Genomic DNA, 22,391 nt, shown 5'->3' with positions numbered 1-22,391 from the left:
GGACTCGTCGCGGAGTGCATGTATCGTCGCAAATATCATTGCGAAAAACATCGTCATCGAAAACAGAGCAAGTCCCATAGCCGTCATCCTTTCAGGTTCCTAAACGGCAGTATCTTCAAAAAGGTTCCGTTCTTTCTTGCTTCACATTACCGATTGCAACGTGAAACACTCTTGAACATGGCATTCATCTAGCATTCATTTCTTTGGTGCCACTGTTTCCCAGGGAACAGGCCCGCGCTCCTGCACAACTCTTGCGATCTGTCGCCGTCCATGACAAAAGGCTTCACCAAACGGAAACAGGTGCGATGACGACGGCATTCTACCCCGGCTCCTTCGATCCGATGACGAACGGGCATCTCGACGTACTTGTTCAGGCGCTGAACGTGGCGCGCAAAGTCATCGTGGCAATTGGCATCCATCCGGGCAAGGCGCCGCTTTTCTCGTTCGACGAGCGCTCGGACCTCATTCGCCAGTCGCTGCTCGAGTTTCTGCCCGAGCGTGCCGCCGACATCGACGTCGTCTCCTTCGACAATCTCGTGGTCGACGCTGCGCGGCAAAGCGGCGCAAAGCTGCTTGTGCGCGGCTTGCGCGATGGCACTGACCTCGATTACGAGATGCAGATGGCTGGCATGAACCGGCAGATGGCGCCGGATGTCCAGACCTTGTTTTTGCCGGCTGGCACGGCATCGCGGCCCATTACAGCCACATTGGTCCGCCAGATCGCGGCCATGGGCGGCGACGTCAGTGCCTTCGTGCCCAAGGCTGTTCACGCGGCGCTGCAGGCCAAACGCAAGGCCTGAGCCGCCACACTCCATTCACCACTCAGGGAGAAACCATGAAAATCCTCCACCTCGCTTTCGCCGGTGCGGTCACGCTTGCGTCCTGGACGGGAACGGCGCTTGCGCAGTCGGCCGACAACTTCCTCACAATCACGCTGAAGGATGGCCCTGTTGTCGTCGAGCTTCGCCCTGATATCGCGCCGAAGCACGTCGAGCAGATCAAGGCGCTTGCAACAGCCGGCGAATACGACAACGTCGCCTTCCACCGCGTCATCAAGGGCTTCATGGCCCAGACAGGCGACGTCCAGTACGGCGACATGGAAAACGGCTTCCAGCCCCAGGCTGCGGGCACGGGCGGTTCGTCCAAGCCGGACCTGCCGGCCGAATTTTCCGACGTACCGTTCGAGCGCGGCACGGTCGGCATGGCCCGTTCGCAGGATCCCAACAGCGCCAATTCGCAGTTCTTCATCATGTTTGCCCCGGGCGACTTCCTCAACGGCCAGTACACGGTCGTCGGCAAGGTCGTCTCCGGCATGGAGAACGTCGATAAGATCAAACTCGGTGACGACGCCAACAACGGCTCCGTCGCCGATCCCGACCGCATGATCAGCGTCAAGGTCGGCAAGTAAAGTCAACAGAAGGAGAAAACCCATGGCCGAGATCAAAGATCCGGAAAACACGATCATCATGGAGACCACCAAGGGCAAGGTCGTCATCGAGCTTATGCCGAACGTGGCTCCGGGTCATGTCGCCCGAATCAAGGAACTGGCACGCGAAGGCGCCTATGACGGCGTGGTGTTTCACCGCGTGATCGAGGACTTCATGGCACAGACCGGCGACGTCCAGTACGGCAAGACCGGCGGCGAGCACTTCAACCCGTCGCGTGCCGGCATGGGCGGCTCATCCAAGCCGGACCTGAACGCTGAATTCTCGAACGTCAGCCACATTCGTGGCACGTGCTCGATGGCGCGCAGCCAGATGCCGAACTCGGCCAATTCGCAGTTCTTCATCTGCTTCACCGATGCTCCGTGGCTGAACAAGCAGTACTCGGTCTGGGGCCAGGTCATCGAAGGCATGGACAACATCGACAAGATCAAGCGCGGCGAACCGGTGCGTGATCCCGACACCATCGTGTCCATGCGGGTTGCCGCCGACGCCTGATTTGCGCTAATGCACAAACCCGCCCCGGTCGCGCCGAAAGGCCCTGGGGCGGGTTTGCTTTTTTTTCAGAAACGATCCATGCGCGTAGACCTGTTCGACTTCGACCTTCCGGAAACCTCGATTGCGTTGCGGCCCGTAAATCCGCGCGACAGCGCCCGCATGCTCGTCGTCGACCCGCAGGCGCCGGAACTCCTGACGGATCACGGCGTGCTCGACCTGCCGTCCTTCCTGCGTCCCGGCGACGCACTGGTGTTCAACGACACCAAGGTCATTCCGGCGCAGCTCGAAGGCATTCGTCGACGCGGCGAAGAGATTACCACGCCCGTCTCGCTGACCCTGCATATGCGGGTCGCGCCGGATCGCTGGAAGGCGTTTGCCCGGCCGGCACGCCGCCTCAAGGTCGGCGACCGCATTGCCTTTGGCCACGGCGGCAACAGCTGCATGCTCGGCACACTCGACGCAACTGTCGAGGAAAAGGGCGACGCCGGTGAGGTGACGCTGCGCTTCGATCTCGCCGGACCGCTGCTCGACGAAGCGATCATGGCCGTCGGGCACATTCCATTGCCGCCATATATCGCCTCCAAACGCGCAGAGGATGCTCAGGACCGCGTCGACTACCAAACGGTCTACGCCCGTGAGGAGGGCGCCGTAGCCGCCCCTACCGCTGGCCTGCATTTCACCGAGCGGCTGTTTTCCAGGCTGAACGAACTCGGCATCGAACGTCATTTCGTCACCCTGCATGTCGGCGCCGGGACATTCCTGCCGGTCAAGGCCGATGATACCGACGACCACGTGATGCACCTGGAGATTGGCCAGGTCGATGCCGCAACCGCCGAACGCCTCAATGCCGTCAAGGCGAGGGGCGGCCGGATGGTCTGCGTCGGTACGACGTCGCTACGGCTGATCGAAAGTGCGGCGGACGAACACGGTATCATCCATCCCTGGTCAGGCCCGACCGGCATCTTCATCACGCCCGGCTACCGCTTCCGCGCCGTCGACATGCTGATGACCAATTTTCACTTGCCGAAATCGACGCTGTTCATGCTGGTTTCGGCCTTCTGTGGCCTCGAGACGATGCGCGCGGCGTATACCTACGCGATCGAGAGCGGCTACCGCTTCTATTCCTATGGCGATTCCAGCCTGCTTTTTCGGAAAGACTAGATGACCGAAACCTTCCAGTTCAAGCTGCACGCAACCGACGGCAAGGCGCGCCTCGGTGAGGTTTCCATGCCGCGCGGCACCATCCGTACGCCTGCCTTCATGCCAGTCGGAACCGTCGGCACGGTCAAGGCGATGTATCTCGATCAGGTCAAGGATCTCGGCGCCGACATCATCCTCGGCAACACCTACCATCTGATGCTGCGCCCTGGTGCTGAACGCGTGGCGCGGCTCGGCGGTCTGCACAACCTTATCCGCTGGCAGGGTCCGATCCTCACCGACAGCGGCGGCTTCCAGGTGATGTCGCTTGCCGGGCTGCGCAAGCTCGACGAGCAGGGCGTCACCTTCAAGAGCCATGTCGACGGCGCGCTGTTCCACATGTCGCCGGAACGGTCGATCGAAATTCAAGGCTTGCTCGGCAGCGATATCCAGATGCAGCTGGACGAGTGCGTGGCTTTGCCGGCCGAGCCCAAGGAGATCGAGCGGGCAATGGAAATGTCATTGCGCTGGGCGGAACGCTGCAAGGTGGCGTTTGGTGACCAACCGGGCAAGGCGATGTTCGGCATCGTCCAGGGCGGCGACATTCCGGCACTGCGCGTGCGCTCGGCGGAAGCCCTGAAGGGGCTGGATCTCAAGGGCTACGCCGTCGGTGGACTTGCGGTCGGCGAGCCGCAGGAGGTGATGCTCAGAATGCTCGACATCACATGCCCCGAGCTACCTGCCGAAAAGCCGCGCTATCTCATGGGCGTCGGCACGCCCGACGATATCCTAAGGTCGGTCGCACACGGCATCGACATGTTCGACTGCGTCATGCCGACCCGCTCCGGACGACATGGTTTGGCCTTCACCCGCCATGGCCGCATCAACCTGCGCAATGCGCGCCATGCCGAAGACCTGCGGCCGCTAGACGAACAATCCTCGTGCCCGGCGACGCGCGACTATTCGCGCGCCTATTTGCACCACCTGATCCGCTCGAATGAGTCACTCGGGGGCATGCTGCTCAGTTGGAACAACCTTGCCTATTACCAGGAACTGATGGCGGGCATTCGCCTGGCAATCGAAGAGGGCCGCTTTGCCGACTTCATGGCCGAAACCCAGGAAACCTGGCGGCGAGGGGATCTGGCGCCACTCTGAGGACCAGACCTGCTCAGATCTCCGGACCTGGGGCCGACTGGAGCATCATGACGCCGTTGATCTTGTAGCTGCCGTCGGGCTGCTTCATCAGCTGGTAGACCGCCGTCCAGTCCTTACCATCGGGAGCCGAGATCAGCACCTCCTGAATGACCTGATCGCCCACCACCTTGGAGCGGCCAAAGGCAAAATTTCCGGGCCGATAGACCGGCTGGTAGCCGCGCCTGACCATGTCGAAGAAGGCCGTCTTGTCGGGAAACTTGCCGCGTATCGCCGGCGAAGCGAAGGAGTAGGCGGCGTCCGCATCGTCATTGAGGAAAGCCGCGATCTGATCCTGGATGATCGAGCGTGCCGTATCGACCGGTTCTTCCGCCCGACAAAGGCCCGCGCCTGCGAGTTGCGCTGCGATACCGAAGGCAATGGCAAATGTCCTGATCATCACCGATCTCCACCAGACGTTTCTGCCTGCTCCTGAAAGCATAGGTCGTTTGCACGTTCTGGAAATGGCGCGGACAGCGCCGTGCGCTTCTTCACACCAAGCACATATATACAATATCGTTCATATTCAATGCCTTAAACGGAACTTCTAAATTAATCTTTCAAACATCATAACTTAGTGATATTCGCAATTGTCACCTGAGCGCACCCAATCGCATTCCCAATGGCCGAACTGTTTGCGCTCGGCGACGGTGTCGGGACGGTAGAGAATGTTGACATCCGGGCTGAACCGCCTGCCATGACGACGCCTGGCATGCCGCGGCCGACGTCTGGCGCGGTGCTCCGGCAGATGCCGCCAGAGCTTGATCGCGTGCCCATCCGCGGAATAGGCGTACTTGTAGATCGTCTCATGGCTGACAGAAACTGGATCGCGCTCCAGCCGCATGCGGCCGGCGTTCTGCTGCGGCGACCAGCCATGCATGATGCGCTCGATCACCGATTGGCGGCAGATGCGAGAAACGAGCAAGCTTGCGTAGCTTGGCTCTGCGCTCACGCGCCATGTCGTTGGCGGTGACGCAATAGTAGCCGCTAAGGTCTGGCATCTGCGGATCAACAAAAGTATTGCGCCTGAGTTCGCGGAAAATCGTCGAACGATGTCCGTGCAGTTTCTCAGCGATTACGTCAACGCTGATGCCAGCCGATCGCCAGCGGGCAATCTTGCGGCGTTCATCCATATCGATCTGGGAGTAGGTGCGTCTCATGAGCCATTCCTTGCGCGTGACAACCCATTGGTATCTATCGCAAGTCGCACTTCGAATTAGAATGTACCCGGCTACACGAGATGTGGCAGCCAAGTTGAACTGTCCACGTTGGCGCAAAGTAGAAATGTCACTTTGGGCGCGGCGTCAGCCATTTAGACATGCGACACTCGACATCTCCGCTTGCGCTGAGGCAAGCCCCCGACCGGACCGGCTGGGCCGGGTTGCAAGGGAAGGGAGGGGGCGGTAGAAGGGCACCCCTTCGGCTTTAGCTTTCTCAGTTCCAATTATTGCGTTCCTGGTAGATGTTGCAGGCAGCTGAACAGGGCCAGGATCTCGCGATGCTTCCGGAAATCAGGCTGATGGGTGACGTCGATGTCGCCGCGCTGTCGCCGCTGCTTCGCGGCATGGCCATGACTGTCTCCTACGCCGAGACCCAGGGAGGGATCGGTCTTACCACGTCGGGAGCGATGAACCGCAAGTTCGTGCACTGGGCCGCCGTTCATTTCGATTGGCCCGGGTACACGTCCGAAGACCTGTACAGGATGAATAAGGTCCTCAATGAAGCCGACATGCCGCCGCTCTGGGTGGTGCGGGATATGGTCCGACATCTAAAGCTTCTTCGCCGGAAAAAAGACGTCCTGCTGCCCACAAAACGTGGCCAGGATTTTTTGGCGAGACCGCAGGCCTTCTTCGATCTGATCGCGACGGATTACCTTTATGCTTATATCCACCACGGGCAGACGCAGGAGGCTGTCCACAATCGGATGCGTTGGTGGCATGTCTTTCTCAATCTTATCAATATGAAAGCAGAAAGAGGCTGTTCGTTCGACGAACTGGCGAACGAGCTATACCCGAGTGAATCGTACCCGGAGCCAGCAGAAATGACTGTCGAAACCTGGAAGGAAAGGTCGGCGCTCCGCTACGATATCATTCGCCCGCTGTGCTGGCTGGGATTGCTGCACGAAGAGCGCCAGGGACTGACCATTTGGCAGCACGGAACCTACCACAAGACACCCTTGTGGGCTGCCTGTTTAAAGCTGGAATCGGACATGCAGTCCGAGTTTATTCTCCATTGAACTGTGCCGGGTAGGGTTGCCCTTGCTCCAGCGCACTTTGCTGGGAAAGCGCCTGTCGCCGCCGAGCAATGACCGCAGGATCGTTCATGAAATCCTTCCGACGTCCCGGGCCGCGCGCGCGTCGAACGTAGCCGTTCTTCTCGCTGTTCGTCTTCACGGCCGGCTTCGTCTGCTGCTCCTGACGTTCCTTGATGTAGGTCAGGAGTTCACCGAGCCGCTTGTTCTCGGTGATCGCCGCATGCGTCACCCGCTGGTCCTTATCGAACACCCTGTACGGTAGGGAATGCCCCTTCCAGCGCACATCCAGCCTGCCGTCGGCAAGCGCGTAGGTCTCGACATAACGACCGACCAGCCCGCGCGTCACCTCGTTCTCTTCCAGCATGATCCGCTGGCGCTCGAACGAAAACGTCAACTGGGCACCGACATAACGCTGCTCACGTTTGCATAGCACGTCGCGCAGCCGATCCGGGGCAAGGTTCAGCGGCCGATGCAGATCATCAGATCTGGCAGGGGTAATGGCAAACTGGCGGTTATAGCGCTCCATGAACCGAGGCAGGAAAGCGTTGCCGTCGTCCATGCCGCAGACGCCCTCCAGGCGCAGATCCTTAATCAACCGGTCCTGTAGCGTCCGGTTCATCCGCTCGACGCGGCCCTTGGCCTGGCTCGAGTTTGCGCAAAGAATCTCGATGTTTAACTCGCAAAGTGCACGCCCGAACTGGGTCATGCCCTGGCCGCCCTTGGCATCCTTCTTCGCAACCCGGAACACCGAATGCTTGTCGGAATAGAAGGCGACTGGAGCACCATGCGCCTTCAGATAGAGTTCCAGCGCCTCGAAGTAGCTGAACGCACTTTCCGATCGTACAAACCGCAACTGCATCAGCTTGCCGGTCGCATCATCGATGAACACCAGTAATGAACATGGATCACCGCGATCTTCGAACATGGAGTAATCGCGGCGCGACCGTCTCTGGCTTTTTGGCTGGCGAGGGTGGTTGCCCCCGATAGGATGAAAAAACGGGCTCTCGATTGGAACCGGGCCCAAACATCGGATGGAGGCAACCATGAACCAATATATTGGGCTTGATGTTTCATTGAAAGACACCGCAATCTCGATCCGGGAAGACGGGAAGCGGATCTGGCGGGGGAAATGTCCTTCGGATCCCAATCTTCTCGCACAGATGATCCGCAAAAAAGCTCCGCGCGCCCAGCGCGTGGTATTCGAAACGGGACCGCTGTCGACGTGGTTCTATCACGCGCTGACGAGCGAGGGGTTGCCGGCGATCTGCATTGAAGCGCGACACGCGCAAAAGGTACTGAACGAGACGCTCAACAAAACTGATGCCAACGATGCGGATGGTTTAGCGCAACTCGCTGAAGCGGGCTTTTACAAAGCGGTTCGCGTCAAGTCGTTTGACGCTATGATGACCCGCACATTGGTGGCTGCCCGCGAACAACTCCTGAACATCTCGACACAACTTGGCAATCAAATCCGCGGCCTGATGAAGACCTTCGGTCTGATCATCCCGAAAACGAAGGGGCGAGTGTTTGATGGCGATGTGCGGAAGCTTTTGGATGGGAACAACGAGCTTGCGAAGATTATCTTGCCTCTTTTGGAGGCGTGGCACGATATCCGCAAGCGCGCAGCCGATCTTGGTCGCCAGTTGCTGATAGTGGCACGTGAGAGCGAAGCCACGAAGCTGTTGATGACAATCCCGGGCATCGGCGCAGTCACGGCGGTATCCTACGTTACGGCAATTGAAGACCCAGGAAACTTTCGAACGTCGCGGTCGGTTGGCGCCTGGCTTGGGTTGACAACCCGGCGCTACCAATCAGGCGAAGTCGATTGTGACGGCCATATCTCGCGAAGGGGTGACAATCGTTTACGTGGGCTGCTTTATGAAGCGGCGACAGCGCTGCTGACGAGAACCAGTGCCAGGACCGAGAGCAGTCTCAAGAGTTGGGGACTTAAGCTGCGGGAGCGACTTGGCTTCAAGCGGGCCGCTGTGGCCGTCGCCCGGAAACTCGCGGTCATCATGCACAGCATGCTCAAGACGGGAGAAGTGTTCAACGCATCGGCTGGCGCGACCATATAGGAGACGCTCAGCCTTCGTCCCTCAGCGCGCCATGTAACTTTGCGTGCTGAGCGTCCCTGCTGCGGACGTGGGCAGGATCATTCCGCTATCGCTGGCTGCAGCTCGTTGAGACTGCGTTTCGAACATTAGGAAGATCCCACCTGCGAAGACCATTGTGCGGCGACATTTGTCGACCGCGGAGACAACCCTGCTCCCAGCACTGGATAGCTCTGAAGGACATGGCCGGTGAGGGCAGTCCATTCAATCCGTTCCAGCCGTGTTGCCTCTCTCGCAAGCCGGCAAGGGAATTGCGTGCTCAAACCAGCTTGACGGATGGAGTGCGATTAGACAACCAGCGATGCTCGGAACCGTCGATCTGAACCAGCTCGCCGTAGGCCTCGCGCCGCAGCCGCGGCTGATGGAACGTCCGTCGCTGCTTGCGCGACAGCCACAGGCCGGCCTCCGACATCCATTGGCGCAAGGTCTCGCGCGACACCGTCAGACCATCACGCTCCGCAAGCTTCTCGGCCGCCAGCGTCGGACCAAAGTCCGCATAGCGCTCGCGCACGATCGCCATGGCGTAATCGCGTACGCCGTCGCAGATCCGGTTGTTCGATGGCCGGCCGATCGCCTGGTGCCGGATCGACGCCGCACCGCCAGCGCCGATCCGGTCCAACAGACGACGCACCTGGCGGGTACTCAAGCCAAGCACATGCGCCGCCGACACCAGCGTCATCCGCCCGGCAATCACTTTCGACAAGACCTCAATCCGCTGCAGGTCACGCTCGCTCATCGCAATCAATCCCATCCGCAATCTCCCAGGTCATCAAAACCCGGGGAGAGTGACATTCTTACTTTGCAGGATCAGGACACTTCAACTTTGCGGTGGAGAATCTAATCCAAGTGCAACAATGACGTGTGAAGCGTAGAGGGTTAGCCACTTTCGCGCAAATGGGCCATGAAGACTTCGGCGGGCGTGCGGTAACCAAGGCACTTCCTCGGCAGTGAATTGAGATGGTGGGCGAGGGCGACCAGTTGCGGCTGGTTGACGGCAGACAGGTCCGTATCGCTCGGCACAAAGCGACGGATGCGCTTGTTGGTGTTCTCGACCGCGCCTTTCTGCCACGGTGAATTCGGATCGCAAAACCAGCTCCTGGCGCCGAGTCCATCTTCCAAAGCCTTGAAACCGCGAAACTCGGTACCACGGTCGAAGGTGAAGCTCTGCCGGGCAAAGGCGGGTAGCGGTGAGAAGGCATCGATGATCTTGTCGATGAGCGGACGAGAGTGACGGCTGCCATTCTTGATCATCACCGTGTAGCGGCTCTTGCGCTCGACCAGCGAGGTGACATTGGCTTCACCGAGGTCGCGCCGGAAGATCAGCAGATCACCCTCCCAGTGGCCGAACTGAGACCGATCGGCAATGAAATCAGGGCGTTGGCTGATCCTGCAGTCCAACGGGATCGAGCCGTCGCGGGGTTTGCGGGAGCGGCGCGGGCGGCGCTTGCGACGGCCTTCTGGCAGATGCTGATAGAGCTCCAGCGCCTGATCTTCCTTGCCATAGATGAAGCGATAGATCGTCTCGGTGCAGACGCGGACGGCGCTCACGCCATCGGCGAACAGGCGACCGGCGATCTGTTCCGGTGACCACAGCGCCTCCAGCTGCTCGATGACCAGTGCGCGCAATTGCGGGTGCCGCATCAGCTTCCTCAAACGCCGCCGCCGCTCTTTGCGGATGTCGTCGGCAACCGTTGGGAAGTAGCCGCTGTATTCGGGCAGTTCGCGATCGTGGAATGTATTGCGCCTGATCTCGCGATAGATGGTGGAACGGTGACGACCGAGTTGGCGCGCCATTTCATTGATCGGCACCTTGCGTTCGACAAAGTGATAGAGGCGGCGGCGATCCGCCAGATTCAGCTGCGAATAGCTTCGTGACATCCCAAAATCTCCAAGGGGAAACCATTGAAATCATTGGCATGTCGCACTTGAAAATAGAATGTACCCGGCTACACGAGAAAATCAGATAAGATAGATTATGGAACATATAGATGTGCCGAAATGCCCGTTTCCGGGCGTATTGCACCTACTCTTGGCTTGACCCAGCCGTTCGCGGCTGCTTATTCGTTCGCCACGAAACCTCGTTTTGCAAGGCCCGATGCGATGAGCGAATTGCGCGTTCTTTCAGATGCTTTCATTCCAGAACTGCCAAACCGCTACAATGGCAAAGTGCGCGAAAACTATGATCTGCCCGGCGGCGAACGCATCATCATCGCGACCGACCGGCTGAGCGCCTTCGACATCATCCTGACGTCCATTCCGCACAAGGGTCACGTGCTGACGCAGACGGCGCGCTACTGGTTCGAGGAAACCGCCGACATCTGCCCGAACCATGTGATCAGTTATCCCGACCCGAATGTCGTCATCGGCAAGCGGCTCGACATCCTGCCGGTCGAAATCGTCGTCCGCGGCTATCTCGCCGGCACCACCAGCACGTCGATCCTGACGAAATATCGCAACGGCGAGCGCGACATGTATGGCATTCGTTTGCCCGACGGTCTGCGCGACAATCAAAAGCTTCCGCAAGCAATCATCACGCCCACCAGCAAGGCCTTCGACGGAGGCCATGATGAACCGCTGTCGGAAGACGAAATTCTAGAGCAAGGCCTCCTGACGAAGCAACAGCTCGATACCGTGTGGAGCTATGCGCTGGCGCTGTTTGCGCGGGGCCAGGCGCGAGCCGCCGAACGTGGCCTGATCCTTGTCGATACGAAGTACGAGTTCGGCACCGACAAGGATGGAACCATCATCCTTGCCGACGAGATCCACACGCCCGACAGCAGTCGATACTGGATCGCCGACAGCTATCAGCAGAGCTTTGAAAACGGCGAGCGGCCGAAAAGCTTCGACAAGGATTTCGTGCGCGCCTGGGTCACCGAGCGCTGCGATCCCTACAGGGATCCGGTCCCGGAAATCCCGAGAGAACTGGTCGAGCAAACGTCAGCTGTCTATATCGAAGCCTATGAGAAGATCACCGGGCGCACCTTCGTTCCGAATCTTTCGGGTGGCACCGTGCTGGAGCGCATCCGCAAGAACCTGGCGCCGTATTTTTCGAAATAGGCCTGAATATTAGATATTTCGAACACGTGAAGTTCAGGCGTCTCCGAGCACGGGGACGTCGACTTCGAATTCGAGACGCATCAGGTCATAAGCCGGCTCGACATGATCAGGCGTTTCACCTTGGACGGTGTCGTAGTCGAGCGGCACATGCATATGCGTCAGAACGGCTTTCTTCGGACGAAGCCGATCGATCCAGCCAAGTGACTGCACCAGCGACAGATGGCTCGGATGAAATTTGTACTGGAGGGTATCGAGCACCAGAAGCTCGAGACCATAAAGGTTTGCGATCGTTTCCGGCGGAAAGTCGCTGACATCGCTGCAATAGGCGAAATCGCCGACGCGAAATCCGAGCGAGTGGATATTGCCGTGAAACTGCATCAAGGGCTGGAAGGTGATCGGGCCACCTGCCCCTGTTATGATCACGGATGAAAGATCGTCGGCGATGATATGTGCGTCGACGATGGGCGGATAGCCGCTTCCGGGCGGCGATTCCAGGCAGTAATGAAACCCTTCGCGAATCCGGCCCATAGTGAAAGCGTCCGCCCAGATCGGTACTCTCTTCTTATTTTCAATGACATAGCCGCGCAAGTCATCGATGCCATGCAGATGGTCCGCATGGGCATGGGTATAGAGCACCGCGTCGATGTGGCGGACATTTGCCGCCACCATCTGGGCGCGAAAATCCGGACCGGTATCGATGACCACAGTCGTCTTGCCGCCATCCGGCGCGATCTGCTCCACCAGCAGAGCGGCGCGCATGCGGCGGTTCTTCGGATTTTTGGGATCGCAGGCGCCCCAGTCCCCGGTGATACGCGGCACGCCAGGCGACGAACCACAGCCGAGAATGGTGAAAGCGCGCCTGAATGCCACGTTAGAGCCTCGGCATCTTGGAGAAGATGCGGAAAGCGTTTTCCGTCGTATGCGTTGCAATCTCGTCCTTCGTCACACCGATCGTATCGGCCAGAACATCGGCCGTGTGCGCCACATAGGCAGGCTCGTTGCGCTTGCCGCGAAACGGCTTGGGCGCAAGATAAGGTGCGTCGGTCTCAACAATCATGCGATCATGCGGAACCGTCTTCGCGATCTCGCGCAGTTCTTCCGATTTCGGGAAGGTCAGGATGCCGGAGAACGACACGTAGCCGCCGAGCTCGACGCCAATTCGCGCCAGATCCGGACCCGACGAGAAGCAATGCAGAAGGAAGGGGAAGGCGCCCTTCCCTGTCTCTTCGGTCAGGATCGCCGCCATGTCGTCGTCTGCCGAACGGCTATGAATGACGAGCGGCAAACCGGTTTCGCGCGCCGCAGCGATATGCCGGCGCAGACCCTCGGCCTGAGCGTCGCGCGGCGCGTTGTCGTAGAAATAATCGAGACCCGCCTCGCCGATCGCCACCACCTTCGGGTGGGCCGAAAGCCGGATGAGATCGTCTGCAGTGATATCAAGCTCTTCATCCGCGTTGTGCGGATGGGTGCCGACGGAACAGAAGACGTTCGGATAAGCTTCCGCAATCGCAAGGATCGTGTCGAACCGCTTCACGCGTGTCGAGATCGTGATCATCTGGCCGACGCCTGCTGCGCGCGCGCGCTCGATGATAGCGTCGCGCTCAGCCTCGAAGTCGGGAAAATCCAGATGGCAATGCGTATCGATAAGCATGCTGATCGTGCCTTATTACGCTTCCGGGGCGACATAGCGTGGGAAGACCGGCTTCGGCGCTTCAAGCGGCGTTCCGGAGACAAGACGGCCGGTCTCGCCGAGTGCCGCAAAGTCGCGCTTGTCGGCTGGGGCTGCCACCAGGTCGAGCAGTTTTCCTGACGATTCCGGCATGAAGGGCTGCAACAGGACGGCAATCTGGCGAACGACCTCGGCGGTGACGTAGAGCACGGTTGCCATACGCGCCGGATCGGTCTTTTTCAGGGCCCAAGGCTCCTGGCCGGCGAAATAGCGATCGGTCTCCGAAACGACCGCAATGATCGCCGCAAGCGCGCGGTGGATCATCTGCTTGCCCATCTCGTCGCGGGTGATCTCGAGCAGCGCATCGGCGGCCGCCAACATCGCCTTGTCTTCGTCGGTCAACGCACCGCAGACAGGAATATGGCCATCGCAATTCTTGACGATCATCGACAACGAACGGCTCGCCAAGTTGCCGATGCCATTGGCAAGGTCGGAGTTGATGCGGGTTGCAATCCCCTCCTCGCTGTAGCTTCCGTCCTGGCCGAAGGAAACCTCGCGCAGGAAGAAGTAGCGGATCTGGTCGAGACCGAAATGCTCGACGAGATTGAACGGATCGACGACGTTGCCGAGCGACTTCGACATCTTCTCGCCCTTGTTGAGCAGGAAGCCGTGGGCGAAGACGCGCTTGGGCAGCGGCAGGCCGGCCGACATCAGGAAAGCGGGCCAGTAGACCGCGTGAAAGCGGATGATGTCCTTGCCGATGATATGGATGTTCGCCGGCCAGAATTTCGCCCGCGGTCCCTGCGGATTGTCGAGATAGCCGGTCGCGGTGATGTAGTTGGTGAGCGCGTCGACCCAGACATACATGACATGACCAGGATCGTTCGGCACCTTGATGCCCCAATCGAAGGTGGTGCGCGAAACAGACAGGTCCTTGAGGCCTGACTTCACGAAGGAGATCACTTCGTTGCGGCGCTCAGCCGGGCCGATGAAGTCAGGGTTCTCTTCGTAGTGCTTCAGCAGCTTGTCCTGATACTCCGACAGCTTGAAGAAGTAGCTCTGCTCCTCGACCCATTCGACCGGCGTGCCCTGCGGACCGTAACGCACGCCGTCGGCGCGCAGCTCGGTCTCGTTCTCCTGGTAATAGGCTTCGTCGCGCACGGAGTACCAGCCGGCGTAGGAATCCTTGTAGAGGTCGCCCGCCTCGCCCATGCGGTTCCAGATGTCCTGCGACGCCTCGTGGTGGCGCTTCTCGGTGGTGCGGATGAAGTCGTCATTCGACGCGTTCAGGAGAACCGCCATCTTCTGGAATTCCGAGGAGTTCCGGTCGGCGAGTTCCTGAGGCGTCACGCCTTCGCGGCGCGCCGTCTGCTGCATCTTCTGGCCGTGTTCGTCCGTGCCCGTCAGGAAGAATACGTCGCGTCCGTCCAGGCGCTGGTAGCGCGCCATTGCATCCGTTGCGATCAACTCATACGCGTGGCCGATATGCGGCTTGCCGTTCGGGTAGGAAATCGCGGTGGTGATGTAAAAGGGGGACGTGTCTCTCATAAGCGGATTCAATCTATCTCGGATAAAGCTACCGACGCTCTTAGCGCATACGCCGCGCGGAAGGAACCGGGAGATGGCAGAAAAGCCCGCACCGAAGCCGCTGATCGACATCCATTCCCGCTTGTGTGGACGCAAACGAAACAATAGAACAAATAGGAAACAAACGCGAAGGGATCGTCATGTTGCGCCAGCTTGAACGTCAATTCGAAGCGGCATCGGCCCACTACGCCGAAGACAACGGCATCGAGCGGGATGCAGATTGGTTCATGCTCAAGATGCAGGAGGAAATCGGCGAACTGACCCAGGCCTGGAACAAGCACACCGGCCGCGGCAGGCGGCATGGAAAATCAGAGGACGAGATCCAGACCGATATGGCGGACGAGGCCGCAGATCTGCTGGGTCACGTGCTGCTTTTCGCCCACCATCACGACCTGGATCTGGTCGCTGCGATCAAGCGCAAATGGAAGTTTCAGGTCCAGCTATAGCGCCGCCTTGACGTCGTCCAGCAGCGAAAGAATGGTTTGCTTGCGATCGAGATTATAGGCGTCGCTGATGGTGAGGCGTTCCCCGGTCGTGGCCGAAAGCCGGGCGAAACGCTCGGCGCGCATGATGTCGCCGGCAACGGCCGCATCGCGGGCTTCGCGCATCAGCCGGCCTGTCAGCAGCGACGTGAAGAAATCGAAGATCGTTTCGCTGTCCTTGGCCGAAAGCACGTCGGCAAGTTTGTGCATGTCCTTGCGGATCCCCGGCCCTTGCCCCGCGAGGATCGCCTCGAAGGTCGCGGTGATTTCCAGACCGCCGTAGTTGATGAGCTTCAGCGCCTCCGCCACGCTGCCATTGGCAGCGGCCAGAACGCGCGCGGCATTTTCGCTCTCAAGATCGAAGCCGAGATGACCGAGCGCCTGGCGCAGCGCCAAAGGCTCCAACGGCTTCAGCCGCAGCGGCAGGCAGCGCGAACGGATGGTTGGTAATAGCTTACCCGGCGCGTGGGTCAGCACCAGGAACAGCGACCGACGCGGCGGTTCCTCGAGAATTTTCAGGATGGCGTTGGCGGCGTTCCGGTTGAGATCGTCGGCCGGGTCGATGATGACGATGCGCCAGTTGCCGGTGCCGGATGTCTGCGAAAAGAACTTGCCGGCCCTTCGCACCTCGTCGACGGTGATGGCACCCTTGACCCTGCCCGTCTTCTCGTCGACCGGCCGCGTCAGATGCAGAAGATTGTGCGATGCGCCGGAGGCCAATTGCCGGCCGACGATCGAGGCCGGGTCGGGATCCTCAAGCCTTTCGGGCGCAGTCGCGGGATCCGGGTGATTGAGGATGTGGCTGGCGAAGCGAAACGCAAGCGTCGCCTTACCGATACCCTCCGGCCCTTCGATCAGAATGGCGTGGTGTCCCTTGCCCGAACGGTAGCTCTGGGCCAGAAACGCTTCCGCCTGCTCATGACCAAACAGCCGGTCGTTCTGGACCGGCGCGATTGCCCCTTCAAGTACACCTGGCGCTTCCGACGTCATGGTGCGGACCCCGCATTCGAAGGCCCGGAGACTTCAGCGTTCGCAAGCAAGCTCTCTAGCAGGCCGAGCACCTCTGCGGCAATCGCCTCGGCGGATTGCGTCGCATCGATAACCCGGCACCTGTCCGGATCCGCCCGTGCGATATCGAGGAAGGCCTCGCGGCGCTTTTCATGCGTCTCAAGCTCTTCCTTCTCGAAACGATCCGGGCTGTCATCGCCGGCGCGGCGTTGGGCGCGCTCGAGACCGATAGTCGCCGGCAGATCGAAAATCACGGTCCGGTCCGGGACTACGCCATTGATGGCAACCCGCTCCAGCGTCTCGACAAAGGCCGGCTCCAGATTGCCGGTGATGCCCTGGTAGACGCGCGACGAGTCCATGAAACGGTCGCAAAGCACGATCGTTCCCCCAGTCAGCGCCGGCCGGATGACCTCTTCGACATGATCGCTGCGCGCCGCAGCAAACAGAATGGCTTCCATTCGGACGCCGAAGGCTTCGGCCGCCCCCGAAAGCAGCACATGGCGCACCGCTTCGGCCCCGACCGATCCGCCCGGCTCGCGCGTCGTCAGCACCTTGTGGCCGAGCGCGCGCAGAGAATCGGCGAGCAGGCGCAACTGGGTCGATTTGCCGGCCCCTTCCCCGCCCTCGAATGTTACAAACAGACCTTTTGCCAGCGGCACAATGCTTTCCTATATCGGCATGCGATTTGGCTCTGTTTAGCCGATTGGCCCACCCGATGAAACCGCCAGAACCGGTTTTGTTACAGCCAGAAGAAGAAGAGTTCCTGCAGAGCGTCGAGCGCGCGGCTCGCCAGTGTCCCTTGGCCCACTGCTCCCGCCGTCTTGACCGGAACCTCGCGTAGCAGCTTTTCGCCGTTCCACAGTCGGACGACACCGACCTCGGCGCCGGCTTCCACGGGAGCGCGCAACGGCCATTTGTAGACGACACGGGCCGTCAGGCGTTCCGGGTTGTTGACCGGCAGCAGCACATCAACCGGCCCACCAGCGACAAGCGCGACATGGGAGGCCGCACCGCCGTAGATACTGGCCTCGCCGATCGCCTCGCCATCAGCAAAAATTCGCCGCTTTTCGAACGCCGTCATCGCCCAGTCAAGCACCTTGCGGCTTTCCTCCGTACGCTCCTTATCGGTATCGAGCCCGCCCATCGCGAGATAGACACGCCGGTCGCCACGCTGCATCGATGCGGCCAGCGAAAAACCGTAGCCTTCGGCAAAACCCGTGGCGACACCATCGACCCCGAGTTTGGCCGCGATCAACGGGTTCTTGTTGCGCTGAAGGATCTTGTTCCACTCGAACTCAGGCTGGGCGTAGAGCCGATAGAGATCGGGGTGCGCCTCGTGCAGATGACGGGTCAGCGTCACCAGTTCGGTCATAGTGATCCGGTTCTGGGGATCCGGCAGACCTGTGGCGTTACCGAACGTGGCGATAGGCATGCCGAGTTCGCGAGCGCGGGCCGTCATCTTTTCGGCAAAGGCGGTTTCGCTACCGGCCATCCCCTCTCCGAGGATGATGCAGGCATCATTGGCAAGCTGAACGGCCACCCCTTGCAACAGATCGGCCACGCGAATGCGCGACTTCAGCGCAGCAAACATCGTCGAAGTGCCGGATGGGGCGCCGCCCGTGCGCCACGCGTGTTCGGAAACGTCGAAGGCCGTTTCGGCCGAAAGCTCACCCTTGGCGATGGCCTCGGCCACCACTTCCATCGTCATCAACTTGGCAAGAGAGGCGGGCGGAACCGGTTCGTTCTCGGCGCGGGAAAACAGAACGGTGCCGGTTTCGGCATCCACCAGCAGGATCTGCTTTGCCTTGGTGTCAAACGCCACCGGCGGCGTCTGAGCCGCTGCCGCACTCGCGAGCAACGCCGCAAGGCCGAACGTGACCGTAAGCATCATCAAGCGCATGGGAAACTCCGGTTTCCCATTGGGCATAGCAGCGTCATCAGAATGGTACAACGCCCCAGGTTACCTGAGCGAACCGGTTCTGCCTTGGCGCTTCGCATGGGCAACGATGGATTCAGGCGTAAGCGGATTGGTCTCGACCATGATCGCTTCAAACGGCGATTCCGCATCGCTTACCCGCACTTCCACATAGGCGGCCGCATAGGCCATGTTGCCGTCAGGCATCGGAATGTATTCCGGTCGCTCGCGCGGGATCGGCCCGATTTCCGGAAGCATGACGAACTCGCTCAGCGACGGCGGTGCTGCAAATTGCGGGACAGGTGCAGCCAACGCCGTTACCGTACCGGCGGTATCAAGGGACGATTTCGGCGGAATGACCAGCGTTCCCAACTGGTTGCGCATCGGCTCATTCGAGGCGACCATCACGCCGGTTGCGATCTGGCCCTCCGGCATGACGCCCGGACTGCGGTCGCCCTTCGTGACATAGGACGCCATGAGATAGGGCATGTCGTTGCCTTCAAGCGGTGCGCGGCCGACATATTGCACCCGAACCTTGGCACTGCCCTTCTGCTTGATATCGAGCAAATCGGCTGTCTTCGACGAAACGTCGATGATGCGGCCATATTCATAGGGACCGCGATCGTTCACACGAACGATGACGGAAGTGCCGTTTTCGGTGTTGGTGACACGCGCATAGCTCGGCAGCGGAAAGGTCGGATGCGCGGCGGACAGATGAAGCTTGTCGTAGACTTCGCCATTGGCCGTCAGGCGACCATGAAAGGCCGAGCCGTACCAGGACGCGACACCGGTCTTGTTGTAACCGAAATCTTCCTTCGGCTGGTACCACTTGCCCTTGACCTGATAGGCTTTGCCGACCTGAAAGCGGCCGCCGCCCTTCGGAATATTCTTGCCGGTAGCGACACGGGGGCTCGCCTTCACGCCATAAACGGACTCAGCAAAGTATTCTTTGCTTCTCGACTTGCTCTTCTTGATACTGGACGTCGATCCGCAAGCCGCAAGCGTTGCGCAAAGCACAGGGACCGCCGCAAGGCGCAGTCCCTTGATCAGATATGCCGCATTTTTACTGGATGTCATCTGTCCCACAACATCATTCGAATAAGCCGTACTCGAAACCTTCCACTCGTGCCCCCAGCGGAAATCTCGGCGTCCCGAAACGGAACAGTCGATTAATCATGACAGCAACAAGGCAAAATTGCGAACCGACGAATGGCTGACGGCTCGAAATCTCCAGTTATGGTTTACGAATGGTTACCCGGACAAAATGGGCAGCGGATGCGCCAAGAAAATCTTTCCGCCCACGCATGTTAAATCTTGCAAAGCAGCAAGGCTTCGCGCAATAACGCCCTGCCCGGAGGAGTGGCCGAGCGGTTTAAGGCACCGGTCTTGAAAACCGGCGTGCGTGAAAGCGCACCGTGGGTTCGAATCCCACCTCCTCCGCCATGGCTGTCTCATTTTTCGCCACCCATTATTGCGCTCGGTCGCCAAGTGAATGCTTTGGCGGCGAACGCATACAAGTTTTGCGAGTATTCCCCGATCATAGCCGCAGCATTGACGGCGCTTGCAAGGCGGTGGCTCGACCCGCTTGCCATCCCAGATAATTTGAGGGAAAGTCTGATTCCGGCCCATCGAGCCCTGGGCGATCTCCCAGAACTAGAGAAAACCATGCCTCTTAAATATTTGACGACAGCCGCTTTTCTCGCGCTTCTTGCGCTTGCCGGATGCGCAAGCACCGGCGGCAGCAACACGACCTATGCGCAGTGGCAAGGTCCAACACCTGTACCCGATCCGTCTGCGGCGAGTCCCGGCGGTTTCCGGCTCAGCTACTAACTTGCGCTAGTATACGCGTGTCGGACGGAGCGCATCGCGCGCTCCCATCCCCGGCCGCGCGATTTCAGTCGCATAGAGCTATTGGCCGCGAGATATTGTGATCGCGGGGCGATACAGGCGCCCATCGTTTGATCGGACGCCAGTCCCGGTGGAGCCCCTTCCGCTGCTTGATCCTATACTTCCAGGGAAATCGTCGTGAATCGCCGCATCACCGGTGGAAAGTATTGACTTCAATTATATTAGATATTCTTGATATTCAGTCCTCCAACAACCGAGGAACTGAACGATGCCCACCTACATCATTGAACGCGACGTCCCAGGGGCCGACAAGCTCAACCAGGACGACCTTTGCGCATTATCGGCAAAATCCAATGCTGTCGTCGCCGATCTTGGCGTACCATATACATGGATCACCAGTTATGTCGCCGGCGACAAGATTTACTGCGTCCACGAGGCATCAAGCGCCGACGTCATTCGCGAACATTCGGAACGCGCCGGATTTCCGGCGAACAAGATAACCGAAGTTGCTGCCGTCATAGGGCCTGCGACAGCATCCCAGGGGCGCAACGGTAAGTGACCGAAGCGACGTTATCATCGCAGTGCCCGGACACCGGGCACGAATGCGCGACGCAACGCCGGCAAAACAGTGATCCACCGGCACCGTCATTGACTTACGGCGGTATCAATGCAGGCTGGTTTGCCGGCATTCGGCGCCCATGCAGGGTTCCCCGGCACACCTTCCAAGGAGGTGGCATGAAAGCAGCCGCGTCCCAGGAGAGAACGGACCATTGAGATGCAGGTGATGATCGAGGGACAGTCACGCTTCCGGCCTTTCGGCTTACCTTATTGGGGTTTCGAAGATCTCAACAAGGGAGTTGGAAGCATGACTGCCTCTTATGATTACCATATCGGCGTCGACTACCACAAATCCTATAGTCATCTGGTGGTGCAGGACAGCAGCGGCAAGACGCTCAGATCGGGCCGGGTGAAGAACGATCGCCAGTCGCTCGGTGGGTTTCTCGAACGCTACCGCGAGAACTCGCATGCCGTGGTCGAGGCGACGCGCAACTGGATGGTGATGTACGACTGGCTCGACGACATTTGCGATGATGTCGTTCTCGCCCATCCTTTGAAGGTCAAGGCGATTGCCGACGCCAAGATCAAGACCGACAAGATCGATGCGACGGTGCTCGCGCATCTGCTCAGGGCCGACCTGGTGCCGGAGGCCTGGGCGCCCAGCGAACGAGCAAGAGACCTGCGCGTCGCCCTGCGCGAGCGGATGTTTTACGTGCGGCTGCGCACGATGACGAAGAACCGCATTGTCACGGTGTTTGATCGCTATCCGGAGCAGACGGCACAGCTGAAGAAGCTCGGGGATCTGTTTGGCAAGGCCGGCCGCGTCCAGCTGGCGCAAGTCAACGTCTCGGAGATCGACCGCATCCAGATCGACCGTGGCCTCGCCTTCATCGGCGACATTGACGTGCGGATCAAGCAGTCGGAAGCAACGATCCGGGCGATGACCAAGGCCAATGCCAACGTCAAGCTGTTGAAGACGATCCCCGGCATCGGCGAGTTCTTCGCCCGGCTGATCGACGCGGAGATTGACGATGTATCCCGCTTTCGCAATCCGAAGAAGCTCGCCGCCTATGCCGGACTGGTGCCCTCGACCTATTCCTCCGGCGGCAAGACCTTTCACGGCAAGATCATCAAGCAGGGCAACAAGTGGCTGCGCTGGGCTTTCGTCGAAGCCGTCACCCCCGCCATCGCCAGCGATGCGCAACTTCATGACCAGTACGAGCATCTGAAGATCAGAGGAACCAACAAGGCGCGTGTGGCGATCGCGCGCAAGCTTTTGACGATCGCCTTCCAGATCCTGCGTGACCAGCGCGCTTACGAGCCGCGCGGCACCAGCACCACGGAAGGCGCGTCGACGATATCCCGGCTGTCCTGATTGTCGTCTAGCGAGCCCGGCAGGACTGGGCTGCGCTCCTCAAGGAGAATGGGAAGCCGGGAGCCGAACGCCACTCTGTGACCGAAGCCAGCACGGCATCAGGGTCACGCATTGGAGACTGGTTCAAGAACCGAACGGCAGATGCCTGTCGCGCGGAAGGAAGAGATTTAGCCGATCGGCGAAAATGCCGATCAATAACCAACCGAACCCAAGGAAAAGCCGCCAATCGAAGGCGTTTCGCCCCTTGTGTTCTTTCATT

General features: G+C 59.7%; 20 protein-coding genes, 1 tRNA gene and 3 pseudogenes. 12 read left to right on the top strand and 12 right to left on the bottom strand.

Going from position 1 to position 22,391, the window contains the following annotated elements; all coding sequences use genetic code 11:
- Positions 1-305: 305 nt before the first annotated feature.
- The 5 genes from coaD (at position 306) to tgt (ending at position 4,232) form a co-directional block, all read left to right on the top strand.
- Positions 306-800, top strand: a complete 495-nt coding sequence (gene coaD / locus J3R84_RS07330; RefSeq protein WP_025427070.1) for a pantetheine-phosphate adenylyltransferase — start codon at positions 306-308, stop codon at positions 798-800.
- Positions 801-835: 35 nt separating this feature from the next.
- Positions 836-1,408 carry a peptidylprolyl isomerase gene (locus tag J3R84_RS07325; RefSeq protein WP_025427069.1) on the top strand — a complete coding sequence of 191 codons (573 nt, stop codon included), beginning with the start codon at positions 836-838 and terminating at the stop codon, positions 1,406-1,408.
- Positions 1,409-1,430: 22 nt separating this feature from the next.
- Positions 1,431-1,940 carry a peptidylprolyl isomerase gene (locus J3R84_RS07320; RefSeq protein ID WP_025427068.1) on the top strand — a complete coding sequence of 170 codons (510 nt, stop codon included), beginning with the start codon at positions 1,431-1,433 and terminating at the stop codon, positions 1,938-1,940.
- A gap of 78 nt (positions 1,941-2,018) precedes the next feature.
- Positions 2,019-3,101 (top strand): tRNA preQ1(34) S-adenosylmethionine ribosyltransferase-isomerase QueA, encoded by a 1,083-nt coding sequence (gene queA, locus J3R84_RS07315; RefSeq protein WP_025427067.1) that lies wholly within the window; start codon positions 2,019-2,021, stop codon positions 3,099-3,101.
- Entirely contained in the window at positions 3,102-4,232 is a 1,131-nt protein-coding gene (tgt, locus tag J3R84_RS07310; protein ID WP_025427066.1) for a tRNA guanosine(34) transglycosylase Tgt, read from the top strand.
- A gap of 13 nt (positions 4,233-4,245) precedes the next feature.
- On the opposite strand, the gene J3R84_RS07305 is transcribed toward tgt, so the two are convergent.
- Both J3R84_RS07305 and J3R84_RS07300 read right to left on the bottom strand, forming a co-directional pair.
- The gene (locus tag J3R84_RS07305; protein ID WP_057208602.1) at positions 4,246-4,668 is read right to left on the bottom strand and encodes a DUF4864 domain-containing protein; all 423 of its coding nucleotides are present in this window, start codon (positions 4,666-4,668) and stop codon (positions 4,246-4,248) included.
- A 201-nt stretch (positions 4,669-4,869) separates the two neighbouring features.
- Positions 4,870-5,428 (bottom strand): annotated as a pseudogene (locus J3R84_RS07300) (IS30 family transposase); the annotation flags it as partial.
- Between the two features lie 338 nt (positions 5,429-5,766).
- Here J3R84_RS07300 and J3R84_RS07295 point away from each other — a divergent pair.
- Positions 5,767-6,504 (top strand): hypothetical protein, encoded by a 738-nt coding sequence (locus tag J3R84_RS07295; RefSeq protein WP_207932893.1) that lies wholly within the window; start codon positions 5,767-5,769, stop codon positions 6,502-6,504.
- Here the strand turns inward: J3R84_RS07295 and J3R84_RS07290 are convergent.
- Positions 6,491-7,456 (bottom strand): annotated as a pseudogene (locus J3R84_RS07290) (ISNCY family transposase); the annotation flags it as partial. The gene J3R84_RS07295 and the pseudogene J3R84_RS07290 sit on opposite strands and share 14 nt — an antisense overlap.
- 109 nt (positions 7,457-7,565) lie before the next feature.
- On the opposite strand from J3R84_RS07290, the gene J3R84_RS07285 reads away from it, so the two are divergent.
- Positions 7,566-8,597 carry an IS110 family RNA-guided transposase gene (locus J3R84_RS07285; protein ID WP_113569836.1) on the top strand — a complete coding sequence of 344 codons (1,032 nt, stop codon included), beginning with the start codon at positions 7,566-7,568 and terminating at the stop codon, positions 8,595-8,597.
- 298 nt (positions 8,598-8,895) lie between these two features.
- On the opposite strand, the pseudogene J3R84_RS07280 reads toward J3R84_RS07285, so the two are convergent.
- Both J3R84_RS07280 and J3R84_RS07275 read right to left on the bottom strand, forming a co-directional pair.
- Positions 8,896-9,384 (bottom strand): annotated as a pseudogene (locus J3R84_RS07280) (helix-turn-helix domain-containing protein); the annotation flags it as partial.
- Between the two features lie 125 nt (positions 9,385-9,509).
- Positions 9,510-10,511, bottom strand: coding sequence for an IS30 family transposase (locus J3R84_RS07275; protein ID WP_025428792.1), 1,002 nt, complete (start codon positions 10,509-10,511; stop codon positions 9,510-9,512).
- 231 nt (positions 10,512-10,742) lie between these two features.
- Here J3R84_RS07275 and J3R84_RS07270 point away from each other — a divergent pair, with 231 nt between their 5' ends.
- Positions 10,743-11,690, top strand: coding sequence for a phosphoribosylaminoimidazolesuccinocarboxamide synthase (locus tag J3R84_RS07270; RefSeq protein ID WP_025427063.1), 948 nt, complete (start codon positions 10,743-10,745; stop codon positions 11,688-11,690).
- Between the two features lie 33 nt (positions 11,691-11,723).
- Here J3R84_RS07270 and J3R84_RS07265 read toward each other — a convergent pair whose 3' ends face one another.
- The 3 genes from J3R84_RS07265 to metG are packed head-to-tail and all read right to left on the bottom strand — an operon-like array spanning position 11,724 to position 14,907.
- The gene (locus J3R84_RS07265) at positions 11,724-12,560 is read right to left on the bottom strand and encodes an MBL fold metallo-hydrolase (RefSeq protein WP_057210388.1); all 837 of its coding nucleotides are present in this window, start codon (positions 12,558-12,560) and stop codon (positions 11,724-11,726) included.
- A gap of 1 nt (position 12,561) precedes the next feature.
- Positions 12,562-13,341: a TatD family hydrolase gene (locus J3R84_RS07260; protein ID WP_025427061.1), complete on the bottom strand. Its 780-nt coding sequence runs from the start codon at positions 13,339-13,341 to the stop codon at positions 12,562-12,564.
- 15 nt (positions 13,342-13,356) lie between these two features.
- A complete protein-coding gene (gene metG / locus J3R84_RS07255) occupies positions 13,357-14,907 on the bottom strand; it encodes a methionine--tRNA ligase (RefSeq protein WP_025427060.1) in 1,551 nt (516 codons plus the stop codon).
- 179 nt (positions 14,908-15,086) lie between these two features.
- Here metG and J3R84_RS07250 point away from each other — a divergent pair, with 179 nt between their 5' ends.
- Positions 15,087-15,392 carry a pyrophosphohydrolase domain-containing protein gene (locus J3R84_RS07250; RefSeq protein ID WP_057214155.1) on the top strand — a complete coding sequence of 102 codons (306 nt, stop codon included), beginning with the start codon at positions 15,087-15,089 and terminating at the stop codon, positions 15,390-15,392.
- On the opposite strand, the gene J3R84_RS07245 is transcribed toward J3R84_RS07250, so the two are convergent.
- The 4 genes from J3R84_RS07245 to J3R84_RS07230 form a co-directional block, all read right to left on the bottom strand.
- Positions 15,387-16,418 carry a DNA polymerase III subunit delta' gene (locus J3R84_RS07245; protein ID WP_025427058.1) on the bottom strand — a complete coding sequence of 344 codons (1,032 nt, stop codon included), beginning with the start codon at positions 16,416-16,418 and terminating at the stop codon, positions 15,387-15,389. The two genes, J3R84_RS07250 and J3R84_RS07245, sit on opposite strands and share 6 nt — an antisense overlap.
- Positions 16,415-17,095, bottom strand: coding sequence for a dTMP kinase (gene tmk / locus J3R84_RS07240; protein WP_038576098.1), 681 nt, complete (start codon positions 17,093-17,095; stop codon positions 16,415-16,417). Before tmk ends, J3R84_RS07245 begins: the two co-directional genes overlap by 4 nt.
- 80 nt (positions 17,096-17,175) lie before the next feature.
- Positions 17,176-18,336, bottom strand: a complete 1,161-nt coding sequence (locus J3R84_RS07235) for a D-alanyl-D-alanine carboxypeptidase family protein (protein ID WP_025427057.1) — start codon at positions 18,334-18,336, stop codon at positions 17,176-17,178.
- Between the two features lie 60 nt (positions 18,337-18,396).
- On the bottom strand, positions 18,397-19,428 hold the full coding sequence (locus J3R84_RS07230; RefSeq protein ID WP_025427056.1) for a septal ring lytic transglycosylase RlpA family protein: 1,032 nt from the start codon (positions 19,426-19,428) through the stop codon (positions 18,397-18,399).
- A 276-nt stretch (positions 19,429-19,704) separates the two neighbouring features.
- On the opposite strand from J3R84_RS07230, the gene J3R84_RS07225 reads away from it, so the two are divergent.
- The 3 genes from J3R84_RS07225 to J3R84_RS07215 all read left to right on the top strand — a co-directional run bounded on the left by J3R84_RS07225 (position 19,705) and on the right by J3R84_RS07215 (position 22,132).
- Positions 19,705-19,794: transfer RNA gene (locus J3R84_RS07225), tRNA-Ser, on the top strand.
- A gap of 673 nt (positions 19,795-20,467) precedes the next feature.
- Positions 20,468-20,758: a DUF4242 domain-containing protein gene (locus J3R84_RS07220; protein WP_025427055.1), complete on the top strand. Its 291-nt coding sequence runs from the start codon at positions 20,468-20,470 to the stop codon at positions 20,756-20,758.
- A 306-nt stretch (positions 20,759-21,064) separates the two neighbouring features.
- Positions 21,065-22,132, top strand: coding sequence for an IS110 family RNA-guided transposase (locus tag J3R84_RS07215; protein WP_025428410.1), 1,068 nt, complete (start codon positions 21,065-21,067; stop codon positions 22,130-22,132).
- The last annotated feature ends 259 nt before the right edge of the window (positions 22,133-22,391 follow it).

This window comes from Ensifer canadensis, assembly GCF_017488845.2.
Taxonomy (GTDB): Bacteria; Pseudomonadota; Alphaproteobacteria; order Rhizobiales; family Rhizobiaceae; genus Ensifer; species Ensifer canadensis.
This window is presented reverse-complemented; position numbering and strand designations above follow the sequence as displayed.